Genomic DNA, 1,382 nt, shown 5'->3' on the forward strand with positions numbered 1-1,382 from the left:
GGCTCACCTGAAAAAGTGTGTGGATTAAGCATACAATCTTGTTAGTCTGAAGAGAAAGAATTTCTTGTCAATGATACCCCGAAGTTGTGCTCTGAAATGCTTGACTTTTGCATTGAAAGATTCTGCAGAAGCGTTGGTAGAGCGAAAGACAAAATAGTTGAGGATTTCATCTTCTCTATCGTACATAGCTGCCGCAATGTCATTGAAAGCCTTGTTGCCGAACTCAGCAACCTTACTGTACCATGAGCGTAAGCTCAAAGCACCCTGTTCCTTGGAACATCTTTGTGAGAATATCATTCTAAGCGAATGTGTAAGCGTAAATGCCGTCTTGATATCAGGAAACTCACGGAACAATATTTCGGATCTCTCTTTCTGTGTTTCTGTCCATTTGTCGGGCGACATCATCAGCAGCGCCTTGCTCCGCGCCAGCAACTCTGCCCTTGTCTCCTCGTTCTCCAGTCGCTTAGGACTAAACTTCGCATTGCGTCTGATGGCGTGTCCGTCCTCGTCAACCCAAGGACCGTCATTCTTTGTCCGTTCTTTCATTCTGAGACGATGCTCCTCACGGTCGTTGGCATCCTTTGTCATCTGTTCCCTACGATACTCCCTGCGCACTTCTTGCAAAGCTTCAAGACAGAACTGCTGATGGTGAAACCTGTCAAGTGTAAGCATGGCTTTGGGGAAGCAAGTTTCCACGATGCTGTGCATACTCTCGGAAAAGTCAAGCGTCACTTCTACAACGTTCATTCTCAATGATTCAGGTATCTTTGACAAAACGCTGATTGCATCCTTGGCCTTTGTGCCTTTGATTATTGCTATTATACATCCCTTACGACCATGTGCGTCCTTGTTGCATACAATAGTGTATACCTCGCCAGTAGAAAGGCATGTCTCGTCTATGCTGACATGAGGACCTATGTTGTCCGGGAAAACCAGCCATTCCTCGGCATGGTCAAGCTCCGTCCATTCACGAAAGCCGCTCAGGTGGTTCTTGTACGCTTTCTCAAAGTTGTCGCCGTTTATGTGGTAGTCGTTCTCAAACGAACGGGCCGTTATAGGGAGCGTCTCCAAACGCATCTTTTAAAAAAGCCGCCAACTCCGTAGAGCAGCGGGTGCTTTCCTGGATGAACTCGCATTCGGTCATCACATTGTGATTCTCACTGTCAAGCCAACGGCGACGGCGGATGTGAAGAAGTACCTCGTGTCCTCTGATTGGAAAGTCATGGAACACGCTCTCACGGGTGAAACCATTGGGACGAATATCGGTTCTGTCACCTGGTCTCAGCTCGTTTTCGTCAAGGTATATGTGAACAAGCTTTGTTTCTTTCTTTTGCTCTACAAACACGTCTTTAAGGTCGAACCAATCCAGCATGTGTTCGGGC

The 1,382-nt window shown here is 47.1% G+C and carries 2 protein-coding genes; both read right to left on the reverse strand.

The window, feature by feature from the left end:
- Positions 1-24: 24 nt before the first annotated feature.
- A complete protein-coding gene (locus CHL74_RS15365; RefSeq protein ID WP_094882019.1) occupies positions 25-1,071 on the reverse strand; it encodes an ISAon1 family transposase in 1,047 nt (348 codons plus the stop codon).
- The coding region (locus CHL74_RS15370) for an ISAon1 family transposase N-terminal region protein (protein WP_094882020.1) at positions 1,037-1,382 on the reverse strand (346 nt) is incomplete at its 5' end. The genes CHL74_RS15365 and CHL74_RS15370, both read right to left, overlap by 35 nt.

The organism is Prevotella sp. 885 (genome assembly GCF_002265625.1).
GTDB lineage: Bacteria > Bacteroidota > Bacteroidia > Bacteroidales > Bacteroidaceae > Prevotella.